Below are 3,009 nucleotides of genomic sequence, written 5' to 3'. Positions count from 1 at the left end.
GAAGTACTATAACCTGCCCTTAAGCTACTACCCACATCAGGGACATTTGTGGTTTTTATTAAATATTTTCATGTATGTCCTCCTGTTATTACCCCTGTTCCATTTCCTGAAAAAGAGGGGGGACAATGCATTTTTAAAGCATTGGAAGATCCTGATGAGCCACCCTGCCGGGCCTTTGTCCATATCCCTGTTTTTTGTCGCGGAGGCGATGATTGTAAAACCGCCCTACTTTGCGCTTTATGCGGAAACCTGGCACGGGTTCTTTTTAGGCTTGCTCGCCTTTCTCTTTGGATACCTTTTTGTCTACAGCGGCGATGCCTTCTGGAAGACGGTAAAAAAATGGAAGTGGTTGTACCTGGCACTCGCCTGTGTGCTTTATGCGATTCGATATACCGTTTTTGCCACCGAAGCCCCCCCTTATCTTTCAGCGATAGAATCGAACTGTTGGATCTTTGCCTTGTTGGGGATCTCCTACCATTATTTGAACCACCCGAGTCGTCTTTTAAGCTATTTAAGCGAAGGCGCGTATCCCATTTATATTATCCATATGTTTGCCCTGTTCCTGGGGGCCTGGTGGATTTTACCCCTGCCCATTCCCGGATTCTTTAAGTTTTTGGCGATTACGGGTTTTACCTTCCTGTTCTGCTTCCTTACCTACGAGTTTGTTATCCGAAGAATCGCTTTCTTAAGGCCCTTGTTTGGTTTAAAAGGGAAAAGAAAACCAGGGGTGCCAACGGTTCCCATGGCAGATCCGAATCAGGATTACAGTATAGAAACCCAAAAATAACCTAAACCCAAAGGCATGAAGATTTTCCGAAAAACACGCCATGACCAAATAAAGAACCGCAGGACATTGACGTATCTCAAATACGCGATAGGCGAAATTATCCTGGTGGTTGTCGGGATTCTGATGGCCTTACAGATCGATAATTGGAATGAAGCCAGAAATGATCAGCAGGCCCTGCAGGAGTATTTGATCAAAATAAAGTCCCATACCTTAGAAGACTTAGAACAACTGGAAGCGATTTCGACGGGCCGGGCCCAAATAGCCGAAATGTGTAAAAAGGCCCGGATAAGTATGTTGGACAAGACAGAGGAGGATAATTTATTTATATTAATGGTCAGTGGTTATGCTTTTGCCGATTATTACTTTAAACCCAATACAGGGGGGTATGAAGCCCTGAAGAATTCGGGGTATTTCGGCAAAATAAACAACACGCCCCTGGATTCCCTTTTGGCAAAATATCACGGGTTGGTGGAACGCATTGCGGAAAATGAAAAGAGTTACAACGACTATACCGTTCAGCAGGAAGCCTATCTCTCTACCCAATTTGACCGGACCTTAATCCTGGCAAAGGCCTTTATGTCGGAAGAGGAATTAAACGAAAGGGCTACCCCCCCGGAGGAGTACGATCAGGCCTTTAGAGCCTATACCGCCTCGGCGCCCTATCGCAATGTGATCAACCTGGCCGCCTTCCAGCTGGATGAAATGATTGAGCAATACAGCCAATTAAAGGAGCTCGGGCAAAAGGTTATCAATGAAATAGAACTCATTACCAAAGCCTGAGAAAAGACATAAGCACAAATACGGATCATGAGGAAGAAACAAATAAAACGGGTGTTGCAAATTCTACTCATCACAGGGAGCATAGCGTCTCTGTGGTTCGTTCCGTGGATTTTGGTCAGGGCCTGGATTTTACCCTTACCCGATACGGTTCAGGAACAGCTGGGGGAGGCCGTGGACCTTGGGTTTGACGGCATCATCGTTTATGTGGACCAGGGCGGGAAACCCCCGGCTTTTTATGCCGAGGGCTGGAAAGACCGGGACAATAAAATACCCGCAGACCCAAATTCCCTGTTCAAAATAGCGAGCATCAGTAAGCTGTATACCGCCGTTGCCCTGACCAAACTCGTGAAAGAACAACGCTTGTCCTTCGAGGCATCCCTGGTCGATTATTTTCCCGAACTCCGGGGCAGGATTGAAAATGCTGACGAAATCACCTTGAAAATGATGGTACAGCATCGAAGTGGTATTCCCAATTTTACGGATAATCCCGCCTATTGGGAAAATGAACAGGAAAACAGTCAAAAAGCCCTTGAATTTGCCCTGGATCTCCCTGCTCGTTTTAAACCTGGTAAAGACTACGAATATTCGAACACGAATTATTTGTTGCTACGCAGGATCATGGATACCGTGTTGGGCTATAATCACCATGAATACATCAAAGAAAAAATCTTGCAGCCCCTTGAATTAAACAACACTTTTTTTTCGCTTGAAGAGGTGGATCTGGAAGATGTAATGAGCGGCTATTATGTTGGGTATGATCAGGATTTTAAAGCCAATGAAAACGGCATGTTGGCGACCGCAGAGGATGTGGGGATCTTCTTGCGGGCCTTAAACGACGGTTCGGTATTCGGGGAAGGAGAACAGGAGCTCTACCCTTACGAATATGAACATGGAGGCCTGGTTGTGGGCTATCAAAGTCTTGCGGAATACCATCACGACATCAATACGGCTGTGGTTCAATTTGTAAACACCACGGATTTCAATGGGTATGAATGGAATTTATCGGAAATCGTGTTGGGCCGAATTGTAAAAATAATCCGCAGGGGTCAAGAGCAATAAGTTCCTTTTGAAGGAGGGATTCCCGAAGGGGCGTCGCGAATCGGATCGAAGGAGACCCCTAAAGGTTATAGTGAATTGCCCCGCCATCTCATTTTAAATCGCCTTTAATGCCTGAAGCTAAAGTGGAACATAAAAAGACCTGGCAAACCCTGTTCATTTTCCTGACCCTTGTCACACTGATAAGTGCCCTTTTTCACTATGCGATCATAGCCTTATATCCTTCCCGGATCTATGTCGGCGCCCTGATGTGGAGTCCCGCGGTAGCCGCCATCTTAACCTTAAAGCTTACAGGAAGGCCAATCGCTTCCCTGCCATGGAATTGGGGGCGTTGGAAATATATCCGCCTGTCGTATTGGGTTCCGGCCCTTTATGTCCTGCTTACC

Annotated in this window: 2 protein-coding genes and 2 pseudogenes; all 4 read left to right on the top strand. The window is 46.2% G+C overall.

All coding sequences use genetic code 11. From position 1 onward, the window contains the following. Positions 1-787, top strand: a pseudogene (locus WBV75_RS11765) (acyltransferase family protein); the annotation flags it as partial. A gap of 15 nt (positions 788-802) precedes the next feature. Then, on the top strand, positions 803-1,567 hold the full coding sequence (locus WBV75_RS11760) for a DUF6090 family protein (RefSeq protein WP_424120785.1): 765 nt from the start codon (positions 803-805) through the stop codon (positions 1,565-1,567). A 27-nt stretch (positions 1,568-1,594) separates the two neighbouring features. Continuing rightward, a complete protein-coding gene (locus WBV75_RS11755; protein ID WP_424120784.1) occupies positions 1,595-2,626 on the top strand; it encodes a serine hydrolase domain-containing protein in 1,032 nt (343 codons plus the stop codon). A gap of 107 nt (positions 2,627-2,733) precedes the next feature. Next, positions 2,734-3,009, top strand: a pseudogene (locus WBV75_RS11750) (CPBP family intramembrane glutamic endopeptidase); the annotation flags it as partial.

Origin of the sequence: Robiginitalea sp., assembly GCF_049588695.1 — a bacterium.
Taxonomy (GTDB): Bacteria; Bacteroidota; Bacteroidia; order Flavobacteriales; family Flavobacteriaceae; genus Robiginitalea.
Note: the sequence above shows the minus strand (reverse complement) of the source record. Positions and strands in the feature narration are given on the sequence as shown.